This is a genomic window from Nocardioides sp., from assembly GCF_041393715.1.
Taxonomy (GTDB): domain Bacteria; phylum Actinomycetota; class Actinomycetes; order Propionibacteriales; family Nocardioidaceae; genus Nocardioides.
Window position 1 is genome coordinate 71,525 of the sequence record NZ_JAWKJQ010000010.1, and the last position, 23,959, is coordinate 95,483.

Annotated in this window: 22 protein-coding genes, 2 tRNA genes and 1 pseudogene; 8 read left to right on the forward strand and 17 right to left on the reverse strand. The window is 72.6% G+C overall.

What is annotated here, in order from left to right; translation table 11 throughout:
* The 4 genes and pseudogenes from R2740_RS15560 to R2740_RS15575 form a co-directional block, all read right to left on the reverse strand.
* Nucleotides 1-1,623: pseudogene (locus tag R2740_RS15560) on the reverse strand (ABC transporter ATP-binding protein); the annotation flags it as partial.
* Nucleotides 1,620-2,537 carry an ABC transporter permease gene (locus R2740_RS15565; protein WP_371303607.1) on the reverse strand — a complete coding sequence of 306 codons (918 nt, stop codon included), beginning with the start codon at nt 2,535-2,537 and terminating at the stop codon, nt 1,620-1,622. The pseudogene R2740_RS15560 and the gene R2740_RS15565, both read right to left, overlap by 4 nt.
* On the reverse strand, nt 2,534-3,490 hold the full coding sequence (locus R2740_RS15570) for an ABC transporter permease (RefSeq protein WP_371303608.1): 957 nt from the start codon (nt 3,488-3,490) through the stop codon (nt 2,534-2,536). Before R2740_RS15570 ends, R2740_RS15565 begins: the two co-directional genes overlap by 4 nt.
* A 73-nt stretch (nt 3,491-3,563) precedes the next feature.
* On the reverse strand, nt 3,564-5,099 hold the full coding sequence (locus R2740_RS15575) for an ABC transporter substrate-binding protein (RefSeq protein ID WP_371303609.1): 1,536 nt from the start codon (nt 5,097-5,099) through the stop codon (nt 3,564-3,566).
* Between the two features lie 157 nt (nt 5,100-5,256).
* On the opposite strand from R2740_RS15575, the gene R2740_RS15580 reads away from it, so the two are divergent.
* Nucleotides 5,257-6,054: a DUF1028 domain-containing protein gene (locus R2740_RS15580; protein WP_371303610.1), complete on the forward strand. Its 798-nt coding sequence runs from the start codon at nt 5,257-5,259 to the stop codon at nt 6,052-6,054.
* Between the two features lie 13 nt (nt 6,055-6,067).
* Here the strand turns inward: R2740_RS15580 and R2740_RS15585 are convergent, their stop codons facing one another.
* From R2740_RS15585 to R2740_RS15630, 10 genes are all read right to left on the reverse strand, one after another.
* Nucleotides 6,068-6,691 (reverse strand): helix-turn-helix domain-containing protein, encoded by a 624-nt coding sequence (locus R2740_RS15585; protein ID WP_371303611.1) that lies wholly within the window; start codon nt 6,689-6,691, stop codon nt 6,068-6,070.
* 76 nt (nt 6,692-6,767) lie between these two features.
* Nucleotides 6,768-7,754 carry a PQQ-binding-like beta-propeller repeat protein gene (locus R2740_RS15590; protein ID WP_371303612.1) on the reverse strand — a complete coding sequence of 329 codons (987 nt, stop codon included), beginning with the start codon at nt 7,752-7,754 and terminating at the stop codon, nt 6,768-6,770.
* A gap of 144 nt (nt 7,755-7,898) precedes the next feature.
* Nucleotides 7,899-8,069 carry a 50S ribosomal protein L33 gene (gene rpmG, locus R2740_RS15595; RefSeq protein ID WP_324500696.1) on the reverse strand — a complete coding sequence of 57 codons (171 nt, stop codon included), beginning with the start codon at nt 8,067-8,069 and terminating at the stop codon, nt 7,899-7,901.
* Nucleotides 8,070-8,133: 64 nt separating this feature from the next.
* Nucleotides 8,134-8,207 (reverse strand) — tRNA-Met (locus tag R2740_RS15600).
* A 46-nt stretch (nt 8,208-8,253) separates the two neighbouring features.
* Nucleotides 8,254-8,326 (reverse strand) — tRNA-Thr (locus R2740_RS15605).
* A 75-nt stretch (nt 8,327-8,401) separates the two neighbouring features.
* Nucleotides 8,402-9,802 (reverse strand): amidase, encoded by a 1,401-nt coding sequence (locus R2740_RS15610; protein WP_371303613.1) that lies wholly within the window; start codon nt 9,800-9,802, stop codon nt 8,402-8,404.
* 31 nt (nt 9,803-9,833) lie between these two features.
* Entirely contained in the window at nt 9,834-10,415 is a 582-nt protein-coding gene (locus tag R2740_RS15615) for a DNA-3-methyladenine glycosylase I (protein ID WP_371303614.1), read from the reverse strand.
* The gene (locus tag R2740_RS15620; RefSeq protein ID WP_371303615.1) at nt 10,412-11,581 is read right to left on the reverse strand and encodes a CaiB/BaiF CoA transferase family protein; all 1,170 of its coding nucleotides are present in this window, start codon (nt 11,579-11,581) and stop codon (nt 10,412-10,414) included. Before R2740_RS15620 ends, R2740_RS15615 begins: the two co-directional genes overlap by 4 nt.
* Nucleotides 11,578-12,015 carry a pirin-like C-terminal cupin domain-containing protein gene (locus R2740_RS15625; protein WP_371303616.1) on the reverse strand — a complete coding sequence of 146 codons (438 nt, stop codon included), beginning with the start codon at nt 12,013-12,015 and terminating at the stop codon, nt 11,578-11,580. The genes R2740_RS15620 and R2740_RS15625 overlap by 4 nt, the downstream gene beginning before the upstream one ends.
* Nucleotides 12,016-12,093: 78 nt before the next feature.
* Nucleotides 12,094-12,528, reverse strand: a complete 435-nt coding sequence (locus tag R2740_RS15630; protein WP_371303617.1) for a pirin family protein — start codon at nt 12,526-12,528, stop codon at nt 12,094-12,096.
* 122 nt (nt 12,529-12,650) lie between these two features.
* Here R2740_RS15630 and R2740_RS15635 point away from each other — a divergent pair, with 122 nt between their 5' ends.
* The gene (locus R2740_RS15635; RefSeq protein ID WP_371303618.1) at nt 12,651-12,875 is read left to right on the forward strand and encodes a hypothetical protein; all 225 of its coding nucleotides are present in this window, start codon (nt 12,651-12,653) and stop codon (nt 12,873-12,875) included.
* Nucleotides 12,876-13,049: 174 nt separating this feature from the next.
* Here the strand turns inward: R2740_RS15635 and R2740_RS15640 are convergent, their stop codons facing one another.
* Nucleotides 13,050-14,051 carry a 2Fe-2S iron-sulfur cluster-binding protein gene (locus tag R2740_RS15640; protein WP_371303619.1) on the reverse strand — a complete coding sequence of 334 codons (1,002 nt, stop codon included), beginning with the start codon at nt 14,049-14,051 and terminating at the stop codon, nt 13,050-13,052.
* An 80-nt stretch (nt 14,052-14,131) separates the two neighbouring features.
* The gene (locus tag R2740_RS15645; RefSeq protein ID WP_371303620.1) at nt 14,132-15,475 is read right to left on the reverse strand and encodes a nitrate/nitrite transporter; all 1,344 of its coding nucleotides are present in this window, start codon (nt 15,473-15,475) and stop codon (nt 14,132-14,134) included.
* Between the two features lie 117 nt (nt 15,476-15,592).
* On the opposite strand from R2740_RS15645, the gene R2740_RS15650 reads away from it, so the two are divergent.
* Genes R2740_RS15650 through R2740_RS15665 form a run of 4 tightly spaced genes read left to right on the forward strand, consistent with a single transcriptional unit; the run spans nt 15,593 to nt 19,191 of the window.
* The gene (locus R2740_RS15650; protein ID WP_371303621.1) at nt 15,593-16,714 is read left to right on the forward strand and encodes a glycosyltransferase family 4 protein; all 1,122 of its coding nucleotides are present in this window, start codon (nt 15,593-15,595) and stop codon (nt 16,712-16,714) included.
* Between the two features lie 53 nt (nt 16,715-16,767).
* Nucleotides 16,768-17,910: a sorbosone dehydrogenase family protein gene (locus R2740_RS15655; protein ID WP_371303622.1), complete on the forward strand. Its 1,143-nt coding sequence runs from the start codon at nt 16,768-16,770 to the stop codon at nt 17,908-17,910.
* Nucleotides 17,911-17,945: 35 nt separating this feature from the next.
* Nucleotides 17,946-18,680 (forward strand): helical backbone metal receptor, encoded by a 735-nt coding sequence (locus R2740_RS15660; protein ID WP_371303623.1) that lies wholly within the window; start codon nt 17,946-17,948, stop codon nt 18,678-18,680.
* A 10-nt stretch (nt 18,681-18,690) separates the two neighbouring features.
* On the forward strand, nt 18,691-19,191 hold the full coding sequence (locus R2740_RS15665; protein WP_371303624.1) for a MarR family winged helix-turn-helix transcriptional regulator: 501 nt from the start codon (nt 18,691-18,693) through the stop codon (nt 19,189-19,191).
* Between the two features lie 30 nt (nt 19,192-19,221).
* On the opposite strand, the gene ppk2 is transcribed toward R2740_RS15665, so the two are convergent.
* The gene (ppk2, locus tag R2740_RS15670) at nt 19,222-20,118 is read right to left on the reverse strand and encodes a polyphosphate kinase 2 (protein WP_371303625.1); all 897 of its coding nucleotides are present in this window, start codon (nt 20,116-20,118) and stop codon (nt 19,222-19,224) included.
* Nucleotides 20,119-20,299: 181 nt separating this feature from the next.
* On the opposite strand from ppk2, the gene R2740_RS15675 reads away from it, so the two are divergent.
* Nucleotides 20,300-22,699 (forward strand): phosphoketolase, encoded by a 2,400-nt coding sequence (locus R2740_RS15675; protein WP_371303626.1) that lies wholly within the window; start codon nt 20,300-20,302, stop codon nt 22,697-22,699.
* Nucleotides 22,696-23,904 (forward strand): acetate/propionate family kinase, encoded by a 1,209-nt coding sequence (locus R2740_RS15680; protein WP_371303627.1) that lies wholly within the window; start codon nt 22,696-22,698, stop codon nt 23,902-23,904. The genes R2740_RS15675 and R2740_RS15680 overlap by 4 nt, the downstream gene beginning before the upstream one ends.
* Nucleotides 23,905-23,959: the final 55 nt, after the last annotated feature.

Consider the following 23,959-nt stretch of genomic DNA (forward strand, 5'->3'; position numbering starts at 1 on the left):
GCCGCTCGGGGGCACGGCCGCGAGCAAGGTGCGGGTGTAGTCGCTCTGCGGCGCCGCGAACAGCTCGGCGGCCGGCCGGTACTCCTGGGTCCGGCCGTGCTGCAGCACCAGCACCTCGTGGCTCATCTGCTCGACGATGGCCAGGTCGTGGGCGATGAAGAGGTAGGTGAGCCCGAGCTCGGTCTGCAACCGCTGGAGCAGGGCGAGCACCTTGGCCTGGATGGACACGTCGAGCGAGGCGGTCGACTCGTCGAGGATGACCAGCTCCGGCTCGAGCGCGAGCGCGCGAGCGATGGAGACGCGCTGCCGCTGCCCGCCGGACAGCTCGTGGGGGTAGCGCTGCGCGAACCCGCGAGGCAGCTCCACCAGGTCGAGCAGCTCGTCGATGCGAGCGGCCCGGGCCGTCGCGTCCGCCGCGAGCCGGTGGACGCGGATCGGCTCGGCGACCGCCTCGCCGACGCGGGTGCGCGGGTCGAGCGAGGAGAACGGGTCCTGGAAGACCATCGCCAGTCGCCGGCGTACGGGGCGTGCCGCGCGGCCCTTGAGCGAGAGCACGTCGGTGTCGCCGAGCCGGGCGGTGCCGGCGTGCGGGGCCACCAGCCCGGTCAGGGCGTTGGCGATCGTCGACTTGCCCGACCCCGACTCGCCCACGATCCCGAGGGTGTGCCCGCGGCGCACCTGGAACGAGACGTCGTCCACGGCGTGCACGTGGCTGCGGCCGGTGGGGGTGACGACCGGGAAGCGCACGTCGAGCCCGGCCACGTCGAGGAGGACCGGCGCCTCCGGAGTCCCGGGCTCGGGCTGCCGGCGACCGATCACGGGCCGGGCCGCGAGCAGCTCGCGGGTGTAGTCGTGGCGTGGGTCGTCGACGAGGTCGAGGATCGGCCGGTGCTCGACCACCTGGCCCTGACGGAGCACGGCGACGTCGTCGGCGACCTGGCCGATCACGCCCAGGTCGTGGCTGATCCAGACGACCGCGGTGCCGCGCTGCTCCTGGAGGTCCTTGACCAGGTCGACGATCTGCGCCTGCGTGGTCACGTCGAGCGCGGTGGTCGGCTCGTCCGCGATCAGCAGGGCGGGGTCGTTGGCGATCGCGATGGCGATCATCACCCGCTGCCGCTGCCCTCCGGACAGCTGATGGGGATAGGCCTGGAGCCGCGTTTCGGGCTGCGGGATGCCCACCGCCTCGAGCAGCTCGAGGGCGCGGGCCGAGGCTGCACGCCGGGTCATCCTCCGGTGCTCCTCGAGGGGCTCGGTGATCTGCCGCTCGAGCGTCAACAGCGGGTTGAGCGACGTGGAGGGGTCCTGGAAGACGAAACCGACCCGGCTGCCGTGGACCCGCCGCAGCGCGCGGGCCGAGGCACCGACGAGCTGGGCATCGCCGCCCTCGCCGCGCAGCAGGCTCGAGCCGGACACCTTCGAGGCCGGAGCATCGAGGAGTCCGGTCGCGGCGAGCACGGTGAGGGACTTGCCGGAGCCCGACTCCCCCACGATGCCCAGCGTGCCACCCGCCTCGACGGCGAACGAGACGCCGTGGACGATCTCGCGGCGGCCGATCGCCACCTTCAGGTCGCGCACCTCCAGCACCGGTCCCGAGAGGCCGCTCGGTGTCGACGCGTTCATCGGCGCCGCCTCGCTTCCATCAGCGACCGTTGCTTGGGGTCGAGCACGTCGCGCAGCCCGTCGCCCACGAGGTTGAAGGCCAGCACGGTGACGAAGATGGCGGCGCCCGGGAAGACGCTCATCCACCAGGCCAGGCCGAGGTAGTCCTGGGCGTCGAAGAGCATCCGACCCCAGGACGGCTGCGGCGGCTGGACGCCGAGGCCGAGGAAGGACAGGGAGGCCTCGGAGAGGATCGCGAAGGCCAGCGACAGCGAGGTCTGCACGATGATCGGGCCGGTGATGTTGGGCAGGATGTGGCGGCTGAGGATCCGCCCGGGGCCGGTGCCCATCGTCTGCGAGACCTGGACGAACGGCTCCACACGCACCGCCAGCGTGCTGGCCCTCGCCACCCGCGCGAAGATCGGGGTGTAGACGACCCCGATGGCCAGCATCGTGGAGAACAGGCTGGGCCCGAGGATCGCGATGATCGCCAGCGCGAGCAGGATCACCGGGAACGCGAACATCACGTCGACGACCCGCATCAGGACGACGTCGAGCCAGCCGCCGGCGTAGCCGGACACGACGCCGACGAGCACGCCCACGAGGAACGCGAACCCGACCGACACCAGGGCCACCTCCATCGACACCCGGGTCGCGACCAGCACGCGCGAGAAGATGTCGCGGCCGAGGTCGTCGGTGCCGAACCAGTGGTCGGCCGACGGCGGCTGCAGGGCATGGGGCACGTCGATGTCGTTGATGCCGTAGGGCGCCAGCAGCTCGCCCGCGATCGCGACGACGATCACCACGGCCAGCACCGCCATGCTGATCACGGTCAGGGGGTTCCCGAGCACGATCCGCCAGGCGGGTAGGCGCTCCTCGGCCTCCTCGGCCGGGGCCGGGTCGACGACCGCCACCGTGGGCTCCGGGATGCTCACGACAGCCGGATCCGCGGGTCGACGACGGCGTAGAGCACGTCCACGAGGAAGTTGACCACCAGGAAGATGACCGCGATCAGCAGGATCGCTCCCTGGATGAGCGGGTAGTCACGCGCCTGGACGGCGGAGAAGACCAGGTTGCCCAGGCCCGGCCAGGCGAAGACCACCTCGACCACGATCACGCCGCCGAGGATGGTGGCGAACTGGATGCCGCTGATGGTGAGGATCGGGATCAGCGAGTTGCGCACGATGTGGCGCAGCGTCACGACCCGCGGGGGCATGCCCTTGGAGCGGGCGGTTCTGACATAGCCCATCGAGACGACCTCGAGGACCGCCGACCGGATGTAGCGGGTCATGATGGCGCCGGCCACCACGCCGACGGTCAGGCCGGGCAGCACCAGGTGCTTGAGCCACTCCGCCGGGTTCTCGGTCAGCGGGACGTAGCCCGACGACGGGAACCAGCCCAGCTTGGCCGCGAACACGGTGATCAGCAGCAGCCCCATCCAGAAGTCGGGGACGGACACCCCGAACTGGCTGCCGATCCGGACGATCGCGTCGCTCACCGTGCCCTCGTGGAGGGCCGCCCAGACCCCCGCCACCAGCGCGATCGTCAGGCCCACCACCAGCCCGAACGCCGCCAGCGACAGCGTTGCCGGGAACCGCTCCATCAGCGTGCTCGTCACCGTCTGGCCGGTGCGGAAGCTCACGCCGAGATCGCCGGTGAGGACGCCACCCAGGTAGTCGAAGACCTGGGTGGGCAGCGACCGGTCGAGGCCGGAGGCCTCGCGCAGGGCGGCGTAGGACTCCGGCGAGTAGCGCGTCCCCAGGGCGATCCGCACCGGGTCGCCCGGCACCACCTGGATCAACGAGAACGTCACCACGATCACGCCGAGCAGGACCACCGCCGAGTAGGCCACCCGGCGGAGCACGAACTTGATGGTGCCCGAGCTCATTGCCTCCCCTTTCGTCCAGCGGTGCAGGGCCGACCCGGCTGCGCCGACCCGGGGCCGGCGCAGCCGTCGGGTGTCAGCTGCTCAGCGACACGTCGCGGAACCGGATCGCGCGGTCGCTGCGCGCGGTGTAGCCCTGAACCGAGGGGGCCCAGGCCTGGATCACCGCCGGGTTGTAGAGGTAGATGTAGCTCGCGTCGTCGGCGATCTGGGTGGCCGCGTCGGCGTACTGCTGCTTGCGGGTGTCGGTGTCGGTCTCGGTCCTCGCGGCGTCGAGCAGCTTGTCGACCTCCGGGTTGGAGTAGTGCTGGAAGTTGAAGCTCCCGTCGGTGTGGTGCTGCGAGTAGTAGAACTCGTCGGGGTCGAGGTTGCCGATCCAGCTCAGGGAGTAGGCGTCGAACTTGCCGGCCCCCTGCTCGTCGAGCCACGTGGCGAAGTCGACCGTGCGGATCTTCACCTTGATGCCGTAGGGCTCGAGGTTGTCGGCCAGGATCTGGCCGATCTTGCCGGTCTCCGGGTAGTCCGAGGTGGCCAGGTAGTTCACGGTGCCGCCGGTGTAGCCGACCTCGTCGAAGAGGTCCTGGGCCTTCTGCTGGTCCAGCGAGTAGGTGTCGTACGCCGTGTACCACGCAGACTCCTGCGGGATCGCCAGCTGGTTCAGCACCCCGGTGCCCGACGTGGCCGCCTGCACGATGGCGTCGCGGTCGATGGCGTAGGCGACGGCCTGCCGGGCCCGCGGGTCGTCCCAGGGCGCGTGCTCCTCGTTGAGGCTGAGGTACTGGTAGTCGTTGCTCGGCGCGGTGGCCAGCTCGAGCGAGTCGTCGCTCTGGAGCGAGGCCACCTTCTGCACCGGGATCGAGTCGGTCCACTGGATCTCACCACCGCTGAGCGCGGTGAGGGCGGTGGAGCCCTCGGAGATGAAGCGGAACTCGACGCCGCTGAGCTTCGGCGCGCCACCCCAGTAGTCGGGGTTGGCCTTCAGCGTGATGTGGTCGCCGGAGGTCCACTCCGCGACCGAGAACGGCCCGGTGCCGACGGGCGCCCGGGTGATGTCACCGCTCTCGACGTTGCTCTTCTCGACGATCGCGAGGCCCTTGTAGCCGCCGATCAGGGTGAGCAGGTTGGGCGTCGGCGCGCTGACCTTGATCACGACGGTCTTGTCATCGGTGGCCTTGACCGACGTGACCGCGGAGAACCGCCATGAGGGCGACAGCTCGTCGTCGATGATCCGGTTGTAGGAGTAGGCGACGTCCTCGGCCGTCAGGGCCGCGCCGTCGGTGAAGCTCACGCCGTCACGCAGGTGGAAGGTCCAGGTCAGCTGGTCGTCGGAGAGGTCCCAGGACTCCGCGAGGGCCGGCTGCATCTCGAGGTTCTCGTCGGGCTCGACCAAGGTGTCGTAGACGTTCTCGAGCACCTCGAAGGAGGCATAGGCGCTGGTCTTGTGCGGGTCGAGCTGGTCGGGCTCGCTGGCGATCGCCGCGACGAGGACCTGGTCTCCACCGCTCGAGCCGGAGCCGGACCCGCCGATGTCGACGCTGTCCCCACCAGAGCAGGCGGCCAGCAGCAGCGCACCTGCCGCGGCCAGCGGGATCAGCAGCTTCCTGGAGTTCATCAGCGTCTCCTGACTGTCATCACTATGCTGATCGACCCATCATTATGTGGCATAGTGGCTGAGCGCAAGGGTCGCGACGGCCCGAAACACAAAAGTTACGTTGACCCGGACGGGGGCTCTGACCCACCCGGCCGGCCGGACACCGGAGGGCGACGACGTGACCTTCGCCGTGCTGGCCCTGGAGGCGCCGGGGCAGACGCCCGGCCTCACCCGGCCGCTGCTCGGGTTGGCGGTCGCCAGCTGCTCACTGGCGGTCGGCCACGGCGTCCCGGCCCTCGACTCCCGGGTGGGCGCGATCGCCAGCCAGGCCTGGACCAACCGGTCGTTGCGCTCGCTGGTGTTCGCCGCGATCGCCGACGGCCAGCCGCCCGAGGTCGCACTGCGGGCGGCGATGGCCGACGACGACGGCCGCGACTACCGGCAGGTCGCGGTTCTGACCCTGGACGGCGACACCGCCACCCACACCGGCCGGCAGTGCACGCCGTGGGCCGGCACCCGCCGCCGCCCGGGGCTCCTCACCGCCGGCAACTACCTCACCGGACCCGAGGTGCTCGAGGCCATGGTCGCCTCGTTCGACGAGGCCGGCCCCGAGCTTCCGCCCGGCAGGGAGACCTCGTTCGTCGAGCTCGACGGCTCGCACGCGGCGCGGGCCGTGCCGGCTCCGGTGGCCCGGCTGGCCGCCCGACTGCTGCGCGCCCTGGTCGCCGGCCAGGCCGCCGGCGGCGAGCGCCGGGGACAGCAGAGCGCGGCGCTGATGGTGGCCGGGGGCGCAGGGCCGCTGCGCGGGGGGCCGGAGAACGACTCGGTGTCGGACCTCGACATCGACCTCCGCGTGGACGACGCGGGTGCCCCCTTGGCCGAGCTGCACCGGCTCCTCGGGCTGCGACTCTGGGGGACCTCCGACATCGCCTCGGACGCCTGGGCGGCGCTCGGCGACCGGTCCCGCCGCTGCTGACCCGCGCGGCGGCCTACTCCTCGAAGGGGCTGACCGCACCGAGCACGATGGTCGTCCCGTCGTGGCCGTTGGCCCAGTAGTGCGAGGTGGAGCAGCCGTAGGTCATCGCGTCGCCGGCCTCGAGCTCGACGGTGCGGTTGCCGTGGACGACGATCAACCGGCCCTCCTCCACCAGGATCGCCTCGGTGCCGAGGTGCCGGAACGGCGACCCGTCGTTGGTGAAGCCGGGTGGGAGCACGCTGCGGATGAGCTGGAGGTTGGTGTGCCCGCGGGGGGTCAACAGCTCTCGGCGAACCTGCCTGGTGGCCGGGTGCTCGCCATAGCTCGGCAGCACGTGCCGCTCCCCCGCGCGGACCACCATCGGGTCGCCCCCCGGCTCGGCGAGCAGCTGGGACAGCGGCAGGTCCAGCGCCTTGCCGAGCCGCTGCAGCGTCTGCAGCGACGGGTTGCCCAGACCCCGCTCGACCTCGCTGATCAGCCCGAAGCTCACGCCCGCGCGCTCGCTCAGCGCGGCCACGCTGAGCTGGCGGCGCTTGCGCTCGCGGCGCACATGGACGCCGATCGCGGCGACCGCGGTCTGCAGGTCGTCTCGCGCCTCCACCTCGGCGGCGGCGCCGTCGGCTGCTCCAGCATCCATGGCGTCACCCTAGACAGCCGTCCGCGCCGGACACCAGGCCGGCCCGGCGACGCCCCGACGTCCCGACCGCGGCGACTCAGCCGCCCGGTAGCGGGACGGAGTAGACCCGATCCTCCCCGAAGGAGCTGACCCAGGCGCGTCCACCGGCGAGGGCCAGGTCGATGTTGGCCTTGTCGGCGAGTGGCCGCGCGGTGCCGAGCTCGGTGCGCGACACCACCGTGGCGGTGCCGGGATCGATCGCGACCAGGGCGGGCCCCGCCTCCGCGGCGACGAGCACCATCCCGTCGACCGCCTGGACCGGGTCGGGAGCGCCCGCGAGGTCGACGCGATGGACCACGTCCAGGGTGTCGGCGTCGATCGCCACCACCTCGTCGGAGAAGGTGCAGGCCACCCAGAGCAGGCCGGCCGCCGGCGCCATGCCCTGGGGGCCGGTGCACAGCTCCTCGGACGGGGTGACGGCTCCGGTGTCGGGGTCGACGGCGAGCACACGGTTCTCGAGGAACTGGGCAACGAAGAGCCGGGACTCCCCGGCGACGACCAGGCGGGCGCCGTAGCCGATCCCGACTCGCTGCTGCACGCGCAGGCGTCGTGGGTCGACCTGCACCAACTGCCCGGCGTCCTGCGCCACCACCCACACCGAGCCGAAGCCCGTGGCGACCCCCTCGGCGCCCTGGCCGACCTTCACCCGACCGGTGACCTCACCGCCGACGGGGTCGACCCTGACCAGACGCCGGCCCTCGAAGCTGGTGACCCAGAGTGCCCCGAAGCCCTCGGCGACGCGCAACGGGCCGCCGGACACCCCCACCCGGCCGCGGACCTCACCGGTCTCGAGGTCGAGCCGGTTGACCGACTCGTCGCGGACGCTCACCGCCCACACGGCGTCGGAGGTGGCCGCCAGCCCCACGGGCCCGGAGGGTACGGCGACCACCAGGGCGTCCGCGGCAGCGGCGGGTGCGGAGGAGCCGGCCCCACCGGGGGTCGTCCGCTCCTCGGGCCCGTCACTCTCGGCGCAGCTCGCCGCGAGCAGGATCACCGTCAGGGCGCCTACGCCGCGCCGCCACATGCCGTGAGCCTAGGTCGTCGCCGGACCGGCCGCCAGCGCCGGCGACGGGTGCTGCCCCACGTGTCGACGCACCGCGCGGCGCGAGAACGCCGACGGCCCGCCCGGAAGTCCGGGCGGGCCGTCGCGGTGCGTCTGGGAGGACCGTCAGCGGGTCTCGCGGTGCGGCGTGTGCTTGCGGCAGCGCGGGCAGAACTTCGACAGCTCCATGCGGTCGGGGTCGTTGCGCCGGTTCTTCTTGGTGATGTAGTTGCGCTCCTTGCACTCGGTGCAGGCGAGCGTGATCTTGGGGCGAACGTCGGAGGTCTTGCTGGCCACGGGAGTGTCCTTCGGTCGTCGTACGGGAAGGGGGGCCGGGAGGTCCCCGAAAAGTCATGCGTCGTAGCGGGGGCGGGACTCGAACCCGCGACACCACGATTATGAGCCGTGTGCTCTAACCACCTGAGCTACCCCGCCGCCGGGTCCGGTGCCGCCTCGAGCGCTCGACGCGGTCCCGACCCAGAGCCCCTTTACGGAATCGAACCGTAGACCTACTCCTTACCATGGAGTCGCTCTGCCGACTGAGCTAAAGGGGCAAACGACTCGCAAGGATACACACGCGCGGGCGCGCGTGAGAAATCGGCTTTTCGGCCCTCGACCGCGGTGGCGGGTCAGTCCTGGATCCGCCGCCAGGGGCGGGCCTGTTCGAGCTCGTAGGCCAGCTCCAGCAGGGTCGCCTCGCGCCCCGTCCCGCTGCTGAACATCATCCCCAGCGGGAGCCCGTCGGGGTCGGTGCCGAGCGGCAGCGAGACGGCCGGCTCGCCGGTGGCGTTCTGGTAGGGCGTGAAGGCCACCCAGTCGAGCAGCCGGTCGCGAACCGTCTCGTAGTCCTGCATCGGGTCGAGGTGGCCGACGCGGGGGGTGGCGGTGGCGAGCGTGGGCGAGAGCACGACATCGACCTCGCGGTAGAGCTCGGCCGACATCGTGCCGAGTCGGCGCAGCCGGCGCACCGCGCCCGGGTAGTGACGCAGGTTGGCCCGGCAGTGTGCCGCCAGGCCGGCCGACAGGTTGTCGACCTTGGTGCGGTCCCAGCTGCTGCCGAACGTCAGCCGCCCCGTGCCGAGCAGGTAGAACGCCAGGAACCCCCAGTAGAGGAGGAAGTCGTCGTTGAACGTGTCGGTCAGCGGCAGCTCCCGCTCCTCGACGTGATGGCCGAGCTCCTCGAGCAGCGCGGCGGTCTTCATCGTCTCCTCGATCACCGCCGGGTCGGAGGCGGCGTACGGCGACTCCGGGAAGACCGCGACCCGCAGCCGCCGGCGGGCGGGCCGGGTGATGTCTCCGATGGGCGGCAGGGAGTGGTTGCGATAGACGCGCTCCGCCTCGCGGAGGAGGGCCGCCGTGTCGCGCACCGACCTGCTGACGACGCCGTCGGCGACGATCTTGATCGGCATCTGGCCCATCGCCTTGTCCAGGGCCAGCCGCCCGCGGCTCGGCTTGAGGCCCACCAGCCCGTTGACGGCGGCCGGGATGCGGATCGAGCCGCCGCCGTCGTTGGCGTGCGCGAAGGGGACGACCCCCGCGGCGACGAAGGCTCCGGACCCGCTGGAGGACGCCCCGGCGGTGCGGTCGGTGTCCCACGGGTTGCGCACCGCACCGAGCCGCGGATGCTCGGCCACCGCCGAGAAGCCGAACTCCGACAGCTGGGTCTTGCCGATCGGGATCAGGCCGGTGGCGAGGTACATCCGGGCGAACTCGCCGTCGGCCTTGCAGGGCGGACAGACGAACGCGTCGCTCCCGTGCTGGCTGGGCATCCCCTCCACGTCGACGTTGTCCTTGACCAACGTCGGCACCCCGGCGAAGTACCCACCGCGCGGGTCGGCGGCCTCGGCCCGGGCCCGGTCGTAGGCCCGCAGCGCGAGGCCGTTGAGCTGTGGGTCCACCCGCTCGGCCCGGGCGATCGCGGCCTCCACCACCTCGGGGATCGACACCCGGCCCTCGTGCAGCTCGGTGACGAGTCCCACGGCGTCGTGGTCGGCCAGGGCGTCGTCGGTGAAGGCATGCACGCGGGTCATGGGTGCAGGCTAGTGAGCGCTCGGGTGCGTGTCAGGGGGCAGCGCCGCGCCGGTGGCAGCCGGCGAGGTGGTCGTCGACCAGACCGATGGCCTGCATCAGGGCATACATCGTGGTCGGCCCGACGAACGCGAACCCGCGCTTCTTCAGCGCCTTGGACAGCGCGGTCGACTCCGCGGTGACGGCCGGGACGTCGGCGAAGGTCTGCGGCGCCGGCCGCGGGCCCGGGGCGAAGGAGAGCACCAGCGACTCGAGACCCTCGGCCTCGCGGAGCGCCACCGTGGCGCGCGCGTTGGTGACCGCGGCGTCGATCTTGGCGCGGTTGCGCACGATGCCCGCGTCGGCCAGCAGCCGCGCCATGTCGGCGTCGTCGAAGCCGGCGACGGTGTCGGCGTCGAAGTCGGCGAAGGCTGCCCGGAACGCCGGCCGCTTGCGCAGGATGGTCAGCCAGGACAGCCCGGACTGGAAGGCCTCGAGGGTCAGCCGCTCGAGATAGGCCGACTCGCCGTGGACCCGGCGACCCCACTCGTCGTCGTGGTAGGCGGCGTAGTCGGGGGTGCTGGCACCCCAGCCGCACCGGGCCAGCCCGTCGTCGCCCACGACCAGGTCACTCATGGCTCGTGAGTCTGGACCACCGCGCCGACATCGAGGAGCTCGGCGACCTCGTCGGCGCTGAAGCCCAGATCGCCGAGCACGGCCGCGGTGTCGGCGCCGGTCGCCCGCGGGGCGGTCGGCTCCCGGCCGGGTGTGCGCGAGAAGCGCGGGGCGACCCGCGGCTCCACCCCGCCGGGCACGTCGGCGAACACGCCACGGGCGGCCAGGTGCGGGTGTCGGGGCGCGTCGGCCAGCGAGAGCACCGGCGTGACGCAGGCGTCGGTGCCGTCGAAGACACCGAGCCACTCGTCCCGGTCGCGGGAGGCGAAGCGCTCGGCGATGGCGGCCCGGTGTCGTGGCCACGCGTCGACGGCGTACTGACCCTCGGGGAGGTCCAGCCCGAGACCGCCCAGCAGCGCCGCGTAGAACTGCGGCTCCAGGGCACCGACGGCGACGAACCCTCCGTCGGCGCAGGCGTAGGTGTCGTAGAACGGCGCCGCCCCGTCGAGCAGGTTGGCCTCACGTCGGTCCTGCCACAGGCCCGCGGCGTGCAGGCTGTAGACCATCGTCATCAGCGACGCCGCGCCGTCGACCATCGCGGCGTCGACCACCTGGCCGCGGCCGCTGCGCTCGCGTTCGAGGAGGGCGGCGAGCACCCCCATCACGAGGTAGAGCGTGCCACCGCCGAAGTCGGCGACCAGGTTGACGGCCTGACGCGGCTTGCCGGCCTCGCCGGTCGCGTGCAGGGCGCCCGACAGGGCGGCGTAGTTGATGTCATGGCCGGCGGTGTGGGCGAGGGGCCCGTCCTGGCCCCACCCGGTGATCCGCCCGTAGACCAGCCGCGGGTTCCGGGCCAGGCAGTCGTCGGGACCGATCCCGAGCCGCTCGGCCGCGCCGGGCCGCATCCCCTCGATGAGGACGTCGGCCCCGTCGACCAGGCGCAGCACGACCTCGCGGCCGCGCGGGTGCTTGAGGTCGACGGCGACGTTGGCGCGGCTGCGGCGCAGACCCGCGACCGGCATCAGCCCGGCCTCCGCGCCGGCGGGGCGCTCGACCCGGACCACGCGCGCCCCCAGCTCGCCGAGCAGGGTGGCGGCGAACGGGCCCGGACCGATGCCGGCCAGCTCGACCACGGTGAGGCCGGCCAACGGCCCACCGCCCGGCGTGGCCACCGAGGACGAGGTCACCGGCGACCCTTCAGACGGACGTGGGGCATCTCAGGGGCAGGGATCGGTGGCAGCCGGTGGCCGGTGTTGCCGAACCGGCCGTCGGCGACCTGCCGGCCGTCGGCGACGACGGCGCCGTCGTGGGTGATCTGCTCCTGCCAGGCCTCGCGGAACTCGATGATCTCCTCGTGGCTGCGGCCGACGAAGTTCCACCACATCACGATCTCCTCGTCGAACGGCTCGCCGCCCAGCAGGATCGCCCGGCTGCGTTCGGGCCCGGCGACCAGCCGGAGGGTCAGCCGTCCGGGGGCGGCGTACCCCAGCTGGTGCTCGGCGAGGTCCTGTCCCTCGAACACGGCCGAGCCGGAGTCGACGAGCAGGGCGTGCTCGTGGGTCTCCTCGACGTCGAGCTCCACCGACGTCCCCGGCTCGAGCACCAGCTCGGCCCCCAGCAACGGCGTCGCCGTCCTGAACCGGCGACGACTGCCCGAGCAGCGAGCCGAGGAACACCCGGGCCTTGACCCCGGCTCGGCTCACCCGGGGCGGCACGTAGTGCTCCAGGCCGGGCCGCCGAACCGAGCCCGCTCCGGCAGCGCCACCCACAGCTGGACGCCGTGCAGCAGCCGGGTCCGCTCGGTCGAGACCTCGGTGTGGCTGATGCCGCGACCCGCGGTCATCAGGTTGAGCTCGCCGGGCCGCACCATGGCGAGGTTGCCCGCGCTGTCGTGGTGCTCGATCTCGCCGGCGAACAGCCAGCTCACCGTCTGCAGCCCGGTGTGCGGATGGGGTGCGACCTCCATCCCGCCGGTCTGCCCGACGTCGTCGGGCCCGTAGTGGTCGAGGAAGCACCAGGCTCCCACCAGCGCCCGCCCGCGGGCGGGGAGCGTACGCCGGACCCGCATCGCCCGCAGCCCACCCAGGGGCACCTCACGCGGCGTGATGAGCTCCGGCGGCTCCACGGCGGTCATGACCCCATCATGGAGGGTCGGACCCAGCCCGCGCCGGCCAACAGGCCATCGATCCCGGCGGCTTTACCTACGCCCGAGGAACTCGGTGGCGGCACCCGTGCCGTGGCCGCCATGCTCGACCCATGGGGAGAGCACCCGAGGGCTTCGACTACCGCCGGGTCGGCGACGAGGTGGTGATCAGCCATCACGGCCGCCGGGCCACCACCCTGCGCGGGGCCGCGGCCCGCCGGTTCCTGGCCGAGGTCGAACGCGGCGACCCCCAGGAGCTGATGGCCCGGGTGACCGGCAACTACCGGCGCGGCAACGAGCGGGTCGCCCGCAACCACCCGCGCCACCGGGGTCGCTGACCCGGCCGCGGTGGCGGCTGTGGGCGCTGGGGACGTCATACGAAGCGGCCGCCAGGGCGACCGGAGCGGATGACGTTCCCGGGGCGTCATCCGAAGCGGTCGCCAGGGCGACCGGGACGTATGACGCACGGGCGCGCCACCCGGCGGACCGGACCAGGACGAACGCGCCCCGGGTCAGCCGAACCGGTCGTAGTGGGTGCGGGCCAGGGAGACCTCGCAGGCGCGCAGCGCCTGGAGGGTGGCGTCGACCATGCCGGGCGGCCCGGCCAGATAGCAGCGCTCTGCGCCGGTGAGAAGCGTCGGCAGATGATCGGGCGCCAGGCCGGCCAGCCCGCTCCAGTCGTCACCCGGCGAGGCGATGACGCCGTGCAGCCGACCCCGCGGGAGCGTCTCCACCAGGGACACCAGCTCATCCCACAGCACCAGCTCGGCACGGGAGTTGGCGCCGAACACCACGTCGACCTCGCCCCCGTGGCCCGCCGCGGCGAGCTGGCGGACCAGCGACAGCACGGGCGAGATGCCGGTGCCGCCGGCGACCAGGACGACAGGGTCGTCGCCCGGGCGCAGCCACATGTCGCCATAGGGCAGCTCCATGGGGCAGGAGGCTCCGACGGCGAGGTCGAACAGCGCGTTGCTGCCGGGCTTCCCGGGATAGCGCTTGGCCACGAACTCCACCTCGGGACCGCCCGGCAGCCCGGCCATGGAGTAGCAGCGACGCAACCCCGGCGCCGGCTCGAGGATGGCGTACTGGCCCGGCCGGAAGTCCGCCGGTCGGTCCAGCGTGAACCGGAACGCGCTGATGTCGGGCCCGAGCGGCACCACCTCGGTCAGCACCGCGTCGTAGTCGGCGGTCGGGCGCTCCTCGGCCGGCCCGAGCCGCCGGACCTTGATCGTCAGGTCCGAGGTGGCCGTGGTCTGGCAGGTGATCGTCCGTCCCCGGCGGGCATCGCGCTCGTCGAGGGTGGGCGCCTCGGGGAACAACAGCTCCACCTCCCCGTCGAGCAGCGCCACCTTGCAGGTGCCGCAGCTGCCCCAGCCACACTCGAACGGCAGCCAGACCCCCGCCCGCCGGGCGGCGGCCAGCACCCGCTCACCGGCCTCGACCCGGAAGGCGAGGTCGGTGTCGGCGACCCTGACGGTGTGACCGCCAGGGTCCTCTCGTGCATCGTCGGCCACGGCGCAGACGATGTCAGATGGAGGTGCCGACGAGAAACTCCTCGCGCGCGGCCCGGGCCGCCGACGCCGCCTGGACCGGCTTACACGCCCTCGCGGTCCGAAAAGCCCGGGTGCACGAACGGCTCGCCGCGCTTCATGGTCTCGATGGCGCCGGGGTGCACCCGACGGAGGTGGTCGAGGGCGCGCCGCCGGTAGCGCAGGATCTGGGTGCCACCGATGGCCCAGAAGAGGTACTGCGTCGAGAGGGCGACCTTGAAGTCGGTCAGGTCGTACGCCGCCACGCCGGCCGGCTCGCGCAGGTCGAGGACCAGGCCCACCAGCGCCATGGTGAGGAGTGAGGCCATGAAGCCACCGATGTTGACGACGCCGTTGGCCCTGCCGCTGGCCTCGGCCGGGGTGAACGTGCGAGCCAGGTCGAACCCCACCATCGAGGCCGGGCCACCCACGGCGATCGTGCAGACGAGCACGACCAGCAGCCAGACCGGCGCCGCGCCCGGCCAGGCCAGCACCGCCGTCCACGCCGTGGCGATCGCGACGACCACGCCGAAGACGATGCGCGAGCGATAGAACGGGAAGCGGGCGACCAACGAGCCCATCACCAGCCCCGACACGACGACCCAGCCGGTCATCACCATCAGCAGCAGGCCGGCGGCGCGCGGGCTCAACCCCTCGCCGCGGACCAGGAACGGGTAGCCCCACAGCATCCCGAACACCGTCACCGAGAACTGCGAGGTGAAGTGTGACCACATGCCGAGCCGGGTGCCCGGGTTGCCCCACACCGACCGCAGCGTCCGCGCCAGGGCCCGCATCTTGACCTTGACGACCTCGGTGGTGCGGTAGGGCGAGTCCTTGACCAGCAGGACCACCGCCACCATCAGCACCAGCCCCACCGACGACGCCATCGCGAACGTCCGGGTCCAGCCGAGCCGGTCCAGCGCCAACGCCAGCGGACCGGCGGCCGCGATCGCGCCCAGCTGGCCCAGCTGCCCGGTCAGCTGGGTCACCATCGGGGCCTGGCGGACCAGGAACCACGCGGTCACCAGCCGCAGCACGCTGACGAAGACCATCGCGTCGCCCGCGCCCAGGACCGCCCGGGCCGGCACCGCCGTCGCGAAGGAGGTGGCGAACGCGAACGCCAGCTGGCCGGCGGTCATCAGCACCAGCCCGGTCAGCAGCATCCGCTTGGCGCCGTACCGGTCCAGCAGGAGGCCGACCGGGATCTGCATGCCGGCGTAGACCAGCAGCTGGAGCACCGTGAAGAACGCGAGCTGGGTGGCGGCGATCTGGAAGCGCTCGGCCGCGAGCAACCCGGCGACGCCGAGCGAGCTGCGGTGGAAGACGGCCAGGATGTAGACGCTGAGGGCCACCGCCCAGATCGCCCAGGCGCGGCGCCGGCCGATGTCGTGGATCTGCTCGGCCGGCACGCGCACCAGCCTAGGGCCGCCGTCCGCTGCGCCGTGACCACGACTGGTCGCGGGGCCGTCAGCCGACCCGCCCGCGGGCGTCACCTCGCGTTCACCAGCGCCGCGCAGCCTGGCGGCGTGCGCATCGCGATCGTCGCCGAGTCGTTCCTCCCCCAGGTCAACGGGGTCAGCAACACCGTGCGGCATGTGGTCGAGCGAGCCACGGCGAGCGGTCACGACGTGCTGGTCGTGGCTCCGGGGCCGGGTCCCGACCACCACGCGGGCGCCCCGGTGGTGCGCACCCGGTCGCTGCGGCTGCCGGGCTACCGGTCGTTCCCGATGGGCCTGCCCGACGTCGCGGTGCACCGGTCACTCGAGCGGTTCGCTCCCGACGTCGTCCACCTGGCGTCGCCGGTGGCCCTCGGGGCGGTCGGGCTCCGCTCGGCTCGTCAGCTCGGGGTACCGACGGTGGGGGTCTACCAGACCGACGTCGCCGGGTTCGCACGGCACTACGGGCTCGCCCCGGCGGAGGCCGCTGTGGACCGCTGGGTCGCCGCGCTCCACCAACGCATGCAGCGCACCCTGGCCCCGTCCTCGGCCTCGCAGAGACGGCTGGAGGGGCTGGGCGTGGACGAGGTGCACCTCTGGCGGCGCGGGGTGTCGCTGGACCTGTTCGGGCCCGAGCGCCGCCGTGAGGCGCTCCGGCGCTCGTGGGGCGCCGACGGGCGCACGGTGGTGGGCTACGTCGGGCGGCTCGCCGCCGAGAAGCAGGTACGCCGGCTCGTCGAGCTGGCCGACCTGCCCGGCGTACACCTCGTCGTCGTCGGCGACGGCCCCGAGCGCGACGGGCTGGAGGCGGCGCTCCCCCGGGCCACGTTCACCGGGATGCTCCGCGGCGCCGAGCTCGCCGCAGCCTTCGCCTCCCTCGACGTGTTCGTGCACACCGGGGAGCACGAGACGTTCTGCCAGACGGTGCAGGAGGCCCAGGCCAGCGGCGTCGCCGTGGTCGTGCCGGCCGCCGGCGGTCCGCTCGACCTGGTCAGCCACGGGCGGTCCGGGCTGTTCCACACGCCGGACGAGCGGACGTCGTTCGCCACCACGGTGGCCGCGGTGGCGCGCGACCCGCTGCTGCGCCGGCGCCTCGCGCTCGGCGGTCGGCGCGCGGTGGCCGCGCGCACCTGGGAACGGGTCGTCGACGAGCTGCTCGACGAGCACTACCCCGCCGTGACCGGCCAGCGGGTGGCGCGACCGGCCGCGTGACCGCCGGGACCGCACCCTGGTGAGGGTCGGGACCAGCGCAGTAGCGTCGGCCCATGCGCTCGCCGTCCTCGCTCCTGATCAGCCTCGTCGTCGGCGCCGCCCTGCTGGTCGGACCCGCTGCCGCCGCGCCGGCGGCGGAGCCCGCCGTGCGGGCGCTGGCCCCGACCGTGACCGCCGACCCGGTGGCGACGGGCCTCGACGGCCCGACCGACGTGGCGAGCCCGCCCGGCTCCAGCGACCTCTACATCACCCAGAAGTGCGGCGTCATCAGGGTGCTGACGGGAGGCACGCTGCACCGGGTCGGCAGCCTGGCGAGCCGCGTCGACTGCAACGGTGAGCGCGGCCTGCTGTCGATCGCCTTCCACCCCGACTTCGCCAAGAACCACTGGGCGTTCGTCTACTACACCCGCAAGGACACCGGCGACATCCAGCTGGCCCGGATCAAGATCCAGGGCAAGAAGATGGTCTCGGGCAAGTACCGCAAGATCCTCCGGATCCGGCACCGGCAGGCCAGCAACCACAACGGCGGCGACCTCGCCTTCGACCACCGGGGACGGCTGTTCGTCTCGACCGGCGACGGGGGCGGCGGCGGCAACCAGTTCGGTCACGCCCAGGACCACCAGTCCCTGCTCGGCAAGATCCTGCGGATCGACGTCAGCCACGGGCTCCCCTACAAGATCCCGGCCGGCAACCCGCTCGGCGGCAAGAAGGGGCGCCCCGAGATCTGGGCGATCGGGATGCGCAACCCCTGGCGGATGGCGTTCGACCCGCCGACGAAGGCGCTGTGGATCGGCGACGTCGGCCAGGACCGGGTCGAGGAGGTCGACAAGATGAGCGTGACCGTCAAGCGGCTGCTCAACGGCGGCTGGTCGCGCTATGAGGGCAACCGCGTCTACGACTCCGGCGAGCGGCTCCGCGGCGGCAAGCTGGTCAAGCCGCAGCTGACCTACCGTCATCCCACCGGCGAGTCGATCATCGGCGGCGCGGTCTACCGCGGCGCGGACTCGCCGTCGCTCCAGGGCTACTACGTCTACGGCGACCTCAACGGATGGATCGCCGGGTTCGACATCACCGACAAGACGCAGCGCTTCCAGCTCGACCCCGGCGGGACGCTGTTCACGATCTCCGAGGCGGGCGGGGAGCTCTACGCCGGCTACGCCGACGGCACGATCTACCACCTGGTGGTGCCGACCTGACCAGCTCGTCGTCGGCGCCCCACGACGACCTGGGCGTGCCGGTCCCGCTCCACGGCCCGGCCCGCCGGGTGGTCTCCCTGGTGCCGTCGCTGACCGAGGCGATCGCGGCCACCTCCCCCGCGGTGCTGGTCGGCGCCACCGACTGGTGCACCCACCCCGCGGACCTCGCGGTCACCCGGGTGCGCGGCACCAAGAACCCCGACCGGGCCGCCATCGAGGCGTTGACGCCCGACCTCGTCGTCGCCAACCAGGAGGAGAACCGCGAGCTCGACGTGCGTCGCCTGCGCGAGGCCGGCGTCCCGGTCTGGGTCACCCGCATCGAGTCGGTCCCCGAGGCGCTCGCGTCGATGCGGCGGCTGCTGACGCAGGGGCTGGGCCTCGAGGAGCCCGCGTGGCTGGTCGAGTCCGAGCGGCTCTGGAGCGGGACGGTGCCGCCGGCCGTCGCGCGCGTCGGCGTACCCGTGTGGCGGGACCCGTGGATGGTGGTGGGCCGCGACACCTTCACCGGTGACCTGCTGGCCCGGCTCGGGCTGGCCAACGCCTTCGCCGACTCCGACGAGCGCTATCCGACGGTCGCGCTGGCCGACCTCGACGACGCCGGGCTCGACCTGGTCCTGCTGCCGGACGAGCCCTACGTCTTCACCGCCGACGACGGTCCCGAGGCCTTCCGTCGTACGCCGACGCGGCTGGTCAGCGGCCGGCTGCTCACGTGGTACGGCCCGTCGCTGGTGGAGGCCCACCGGGCGCTGGCCGACCTCGTCTCGCCGTAGCCTTGCCCCCATGAGCCCCGACCGCGACCCGATCGCCGAGGCGCACCGGCAGTGGCGGTCGCACGGTTGGGACGCGGCCGCCGACGGGATGGCGATGGTGACGTCGGTGGTGCGCGTGCACCAACTGCTCATGGAGCGGATCGACGCCGTGCTGCGCCCGCGCGGGCTGACCTTCGCGCGCTACGAGGTGCTGCAGCTGCTGACGTTCACGCGGGCCGGCCGGCTGTCGATGACGCGACTCGGGTCCCTGCTGCAGGTGCACCCGACGAGCGTCACCAGCGCCGTCGACCGCCTGGTCGCCCAGGGGTACGTCGAGCGGCAGCGCTCCGAGCGGGACGGGCGGGTGATCCTCGCGGTGCTCACCGACGAGGGCCGGGCGGCCGCGGCCGGCGCGACCGACGAGCTCAACGCCGAGGTGTTCACCGACCCCGGTCTCGAGGCGACCGAGGTCCGCTCACTGACGGCGCTGCTGGCCGGACTGCGCGCGGCGGGAGGAGACGCCGTCGAGTGAGCGGCGCCCGGCCGGGCCGAGCCGGCGCGGTCAGTCGCCCTCGGAGTACTTCGCGCGCTTCACCACGAGCGGGTCGGGAGCGTAGACCACCTCGGTGTCCTTGCCCTCGTAGTCGAACTGGTGCAGGAAGCCGCGCATCGCGTTGATCCGGGCGCGCTTCTTGTCGTTGCTCTTGACCTGCATCCAGGGGGCGCGCTTCTTGTCGGTGTTGGCGATCATCGCCTCCTTGGCGGCGGTGTAGTCCTCCCACCGGTCGAGGCTCTCCAGGTCCATCGGCGACAGCTTCCAGCGCCGCACCGGGTCGATCTGCCGGATCGCGAACCGGGTGCGCTGCTCACTGCGGGTCACCGAGAACCACAGCTTGGTCACCGTCGTCCCCGAGTCGACGAGCATCCGCTCGAACATCGGGGCCTGGGCCATGAAGGTGTCGTACTGGTCGTCGCTGCAGAACCCCATCACCCGCTCGACACCGGCGCGGTTGTACCAGGACCGGTCGAACAGCACGATCTCACCGGCGGTCGGCAGATGCTGCACGTAGCGCTGGAAGTACCACTGGCCCTGCTCGGTGCTCGAGGGCTTGGCGAGCGCCACCACCCGGGCGCCGCGCGGGTTGAGGTGCTCCATGAAGCGCTTGATCGTGCCGCCCTTGCCGGCGGCGTCGCGACCCTCGAAGACCAGCACGTGCTTGGCGCCGGAGTCCTCCGACCAGTACTGGAACTTCAACAGCTCGACCTGCAGGCGGTACTTCTCCTCCTCGTAGGTCTTCCGGTCGATCAGCTCGTCGTAGGGATAGTCCTCGCGCCAGGTCTCCACCGCGCTCCCGTCGGGGGCGATCAGCACCGGGTCCTCCCCCTTGCTGCCGTGGACCGTGTAGCCCTCGACGCGGAGGTGGTCGATGTACTCCCGGAGATTCATCTGCTGCGCCATGTCTTGTTCCTAGCGGATGCAGGTGAACGACGTGAGACCGGGGTCCCGCGGCCGACCGGGTCTCGCCGGCCCCCAGCCGTCATCCAGCGTTCGCGGTCCGGCCACCGGGCCGCCTCCATCGGCGCGCGGTCGTCTCGCTACCGTGGAAGCACGTCTCGTCGACACCAGCTCAGGAGGAGCCATGACCAGCACGATCGCCCCTGGCGAGCTCGGCTCGCTCAGCACCGCGGAGCTCGCGCAGGTCGATGCCTGGTGGCGGGCCAACAACTACCTCACCGTGGGTCAGATCTACCTGCAGGCGAACCCCCTGCTCCGGGAGCCGCTGACGGCCGAGCAGATCAAGCCGCGGCTGCTGGGGCACTGGGGCACCAGTCCCGGGCTGTCCTTCATCTACGCCCATGCCTCCCGCCTCATCCGGCACACGGGCCAGCAGATGATCTATCTCGCCGGCCCCGGACACGGCGGCCCGGCCCTGGTGGCGGCCAGCTATCTCGAGGGCACCTACACCGAGCGGTTCCCCGAGGTGACCACGGACGCCGACGGCGTCCGCCTGCTCTTCCGCCGCTTCTCCGCCCCGGGCGGCATCCCGTCGCACGTCTCCGTCACGACGCCGGGCTCGATCCACGAGGGCGGCGAGCTGGGCTACGTGCTCACCCACGCCTTCGGGGCCGTGCTCGACAACCCGGACCTGATCGCGTTGGCGGTGGTCGGCGACGGCGAGGCCGAGACCGGCCCGCTGGAGGGGTCCTGGAAGGGCATCTCGTTCCTCAACCCCGAGCGCGACGGCGCGGTGCTGCCGGTGCTGCACCTCAACGGCGCGAAGATCGCCGGCCCCACGGTGCTCGGCCGCAAGTCCCCCGCCGAGGTCCGCTCGCTGCTGGCCGGTCACGGCTACGACGTCCTCGAGGTCGAGGGCCACGACCTGCCGGGGATGCACGAGCGGTTCGCCGCGACGCTCGCCACGGCGTACGAGCGGATCCGCGAGATCCAGCAGGCCGCGCGCTCCGGGAGCTGGGACGGGCGCCGGCCGCACTGGCCGCTGATCGTGCTGCGCTCCCCCAAGGGCTGGACCGGTCCGCACTCCGTCGACGGGGTCGTCACCGAGGGCACCTGGCGCTCCCACCAGGTGCCGCTGTCGGGGGTCCGCGACAACCCGGAGCACCTCGCGATCCTGCAGCGCTGGCTGGAGTCCTACCGGCCCGAGGAGCTCTTCGACGAGCTCGGCCGACCCGTCGACCTGGTGCTCGCGGCCAACCCCGAGGGCGACGCGCGGATGTCGGCCAACCCGCACGCCAACGGCGGCCTCCTCACCCGCGACCTCGACATCCCCGACTTCCGCTCGTACGCCGTCGACGTGCCGGCCCCCGCCACCGTGCGGGCGGAGTCGACGCGCAAGCTGGGCGAGCTGATGCGTGACCTCTACACCGCCAACCCGGACCGGTTCCGGCTGTTCTGCCCCGACGAGACGAACTCCAACCGGTTGGGCGCGGTCTTCGACGTGAGCGACCGGGCGTTCGCCGAGGCGGTCACCGACGACGACGTCGCGATCTCGCGCGACGGCCGGGTGATGGAGGTGCTGTCGGAGCACAACTGCCATGGGTGGCTGGAGGGCTACACGCTCACCGGGCGGCACGGCTGGTTCGCGACCTACGAGGCGTTCGCGATGGTGAGCGCGTCGATGACCATCCAGCACGCCAAATGGCTGCAGGAGGCCGCGCGACTGGACTGGCGGGCCAAGGTCCCGAGCCTCAACGTGCTGCTCACCTCGACCGCGTGGCGCAACGACCACAACGGCTTCAGCCACCAGGGTCCCGGCCTGATCCAGAACGTCCTCAACATCCGCGGCACGATCGGCCGGATCTATCTCCCGCCGGACGCCAACTGCCTGCTCTCCGTGGCCGACCACTGCCTGCGCTCGCGGTCCTACGTCAACCTCGTGGTGATCGACAAGCAGCCGCAGCCACAGTGGCTCACCATCGAGGAGGCCGAGCGGCACTGCGCCAAGGGCGCCGGCGTCTGGGAGTGGGCCGGCACCGACGACGGCTCCGCCGACCCCGACATCGTGCTGGCGTGCGCCGGCGACGTCGTCACCCAGGAGACGGTGGCGGCCGCCGAGATCCTGCGACAGAAGGTGCCGTCACTGCGCACCCGCGTCGTCAACGTCGTCGACCTGATGGCGCTGACCCGCCAGCGCGACCACCCGCACGGGATGAGCGAGACGCTCTTCAACGAGCTGTTCACCGACAGCGTCGACGTGATCTTCGCCTTCCACGGCTACCCCGGCGCCGTGCACCAGCTGGTGCACGGGCGCCCCGAGGCCGACCGGTTCCGGGCCCGCGGGTTCGTCGAGGAGGGCACCACGACGACGCCGTTCGACATGGTGGTGCGCAACCGGGTCTCGCGCTACCACCTGGTGATGGACGCCCTCAACAACGCGTCGCGGACGCCCCCCGGAGCGGCCGACCTCATGGCGTGGTGCGAGGAGCGGCTGGCGGCGCACGAGGCCTACGTCGTCGAGCACCTCGAGGACCTGCCGGAGGTGCGCGACTGGACGCTGGGCCGGCCGATCGAGCCGAGGTGACCCACGCGGGAGGCCCGACCGGCTCGGTGCTCGCGCTCAACTGCGGCAGCTCGACGCTCAAGGCCGCCCTGGTCGACCTGCCCTCGGGGACGCGGCGGGTCACGGTGCTGGTGGAGTCGCGCGGCTCCGGTCCGGCACGGCTGGCGGTCCATCGCGGCGCGGAGGCCACCGAGGACACGATCGACGCGGGCGACCACGCGGCGATGGTGGCCGCCGTGGTCGGCGTACTCACCGTGGGCGAGCGGCGCGACCTGCTGGCCGTGGCGCACCGGCTGGTGCACGGCGGCGCGCAGGTCCGCGACCACGCGGTGGTCGACGACGCCGTGCGCGACGCCCTGGAGGACGCGGCCGGGTTGGCCCCGCTGCACGTCCCCGCGGCGCTGCGGGCCCTCGATGCCGCGCGCGCCGCGCTGCCCGACGTACCCCACGTCGCGACGCTCGACACGGCCTACCACCGCGAGCTGCCGGAGGTGGCGTTCCGCTACGCCGTGCCGGAGGCCTGGTACGCCGACCTCGGCGTGCGCCGCTATGGCTTCCACGGGCTCAGTCACCAGTCGGTGGCCGACCAGGTGGCCGGGCGACTCGGCCGCCCCCTCGCCTCGTTGCGGCTGGTCACGCTCCACCTCGGCAACGGGTGCAGCGCCGCGGCCGTGCGCGACGGAGTCTCGGTGGACACGACGATGGGGTTCACCCCACTGGAGGGGCTGGTGATGGGCACCCGCAGCGGCGACATCGACGCCGGGGCGCTGGCCTACGTCGCCGGTCGCACGGGTGCCGGCGTGGCGGAGCTGGTGGAGGTGCTCAACCACGAGTCCGGCCTCCTCGGCCTCTCGGGGCTGAGCCACGACGTCCGCGAGCTCACCGAGGCGGAGGCGGAGGGCTCACTGCCGGCCGCGCTGGCGCTGGACGTCTACTGCTACCGCGCCGCCAAGGCCGTCGCGGCGCTGGTCGTGCCGCTCGGCGGCCTCGACGCACTGGTGCTCACCGGCGGCGTGGGTGAGCACTCCGCGCGGGTCCGCTCCGGCGTGGTGGGGCTGCTCACCCACCTCGGCCTGACCCTCGACGACGAGCTCAACGCCGTCCACGGGCTCGCGGTGGGCGGCGTACCCGGGCGGATCAGCCCTCCGGGCAACCCCTCGGTCTGGGCGATCCCCACCGACGAAGAGCTGGTGATGGCCCGCGCGGCCGCCCTGTTGGTGGGGTGACGTTGATGCTTCACCATGCTGAGTAGGTGTAGACGCACTTCGCACGACGAACTGG

Bases quoted from the DNA above. Each gene is read 5' to 3' on its own strand.
- R2740_RS15570 (WP_371303608.1), bottom strand. From the start codon at position 3,490: ATGAGCTCGGGCACCATCAAGTTCGTGCTCCGCCGGGTGGCCTACTCG.
- R2740_RS15575 (WP_371303609.1), bottom strand. From the start codon at position 5,099: ATGAACTCCAGGAAGCTGCTGATCCCGCTGGCCGCGGCAGGTGCGCTG.
- R2740_RS15585 (WP_371303611.1), bottom strand. From the start codon at position 6,691: ATGGATGCTGGAGCAGCCGACGGCGCCGCCGCCGAGGTGGAGGCGCGA.
- R2740_RS15590 (WP_371303612.1), bottom strand. From the start codon at position 7,754: ATGTGGCGGCGCGGCGTAGGCGCCCTGACGGTGATCCTGCTCGCGGCG.
- R2740_RS15610 (WP_371303613.1), bottom strand. From the start codon at position 9,802: ATGACCCGCGTGCATGCCTTCACCGACGACGCCCTGGCCGACCACGAC.
- R2740_RS15615 (WP_371303614.1), bottom strand. From the start codon at position 10,415: ATGAGTGACCTGGTCGTGGGCGACGACGGGCTGGCCCGGTGCGGCTGG.
- R2740_RS15630 (WP_371303617.1), bottom strand. From the start codon at position 12,528: ATGACCGCCGTGGAGCCGCCGGAGCTCATCACGCCGCGTGAGGTGCCC.
- R2740_RS15635 (WP_371303618.1), top strand. From the start codon at position 12,651: ATGGGGAGAGCACCCGAGGGCTTCGACTACCGCCGGGTCGGCGACGAG.
- R2740_RS15655 (WP_371303622.1), top strand. From the start codon at position 16,768: ATGCGCTCGCCGTCCTCGCTCCTGATCAGCCTCGTCGTCGGCGCCGCC.
- R2740_RS15665 (WP_371303624.1), top strand. From the start codon at position 18,691: ATGAGCCCCGACCGCGACCCGATCGCCGAGGCGCACCGGCAGTGGCGG.
- ppk2 (WP_371303625.1), bottom strand. From the start codon at position 20,118: ATGGCGCAGCAGATGAATCTCCGGGAGTACATCGACCACCTCCGCGTC.
- R2740_RS15675 (WP_371303626.1), top strand. From the start codon at position 20,300: ATGACCAGCACGATCGCCCCTGGCGAGCTCGGCTCGCTCAGCACCGCG.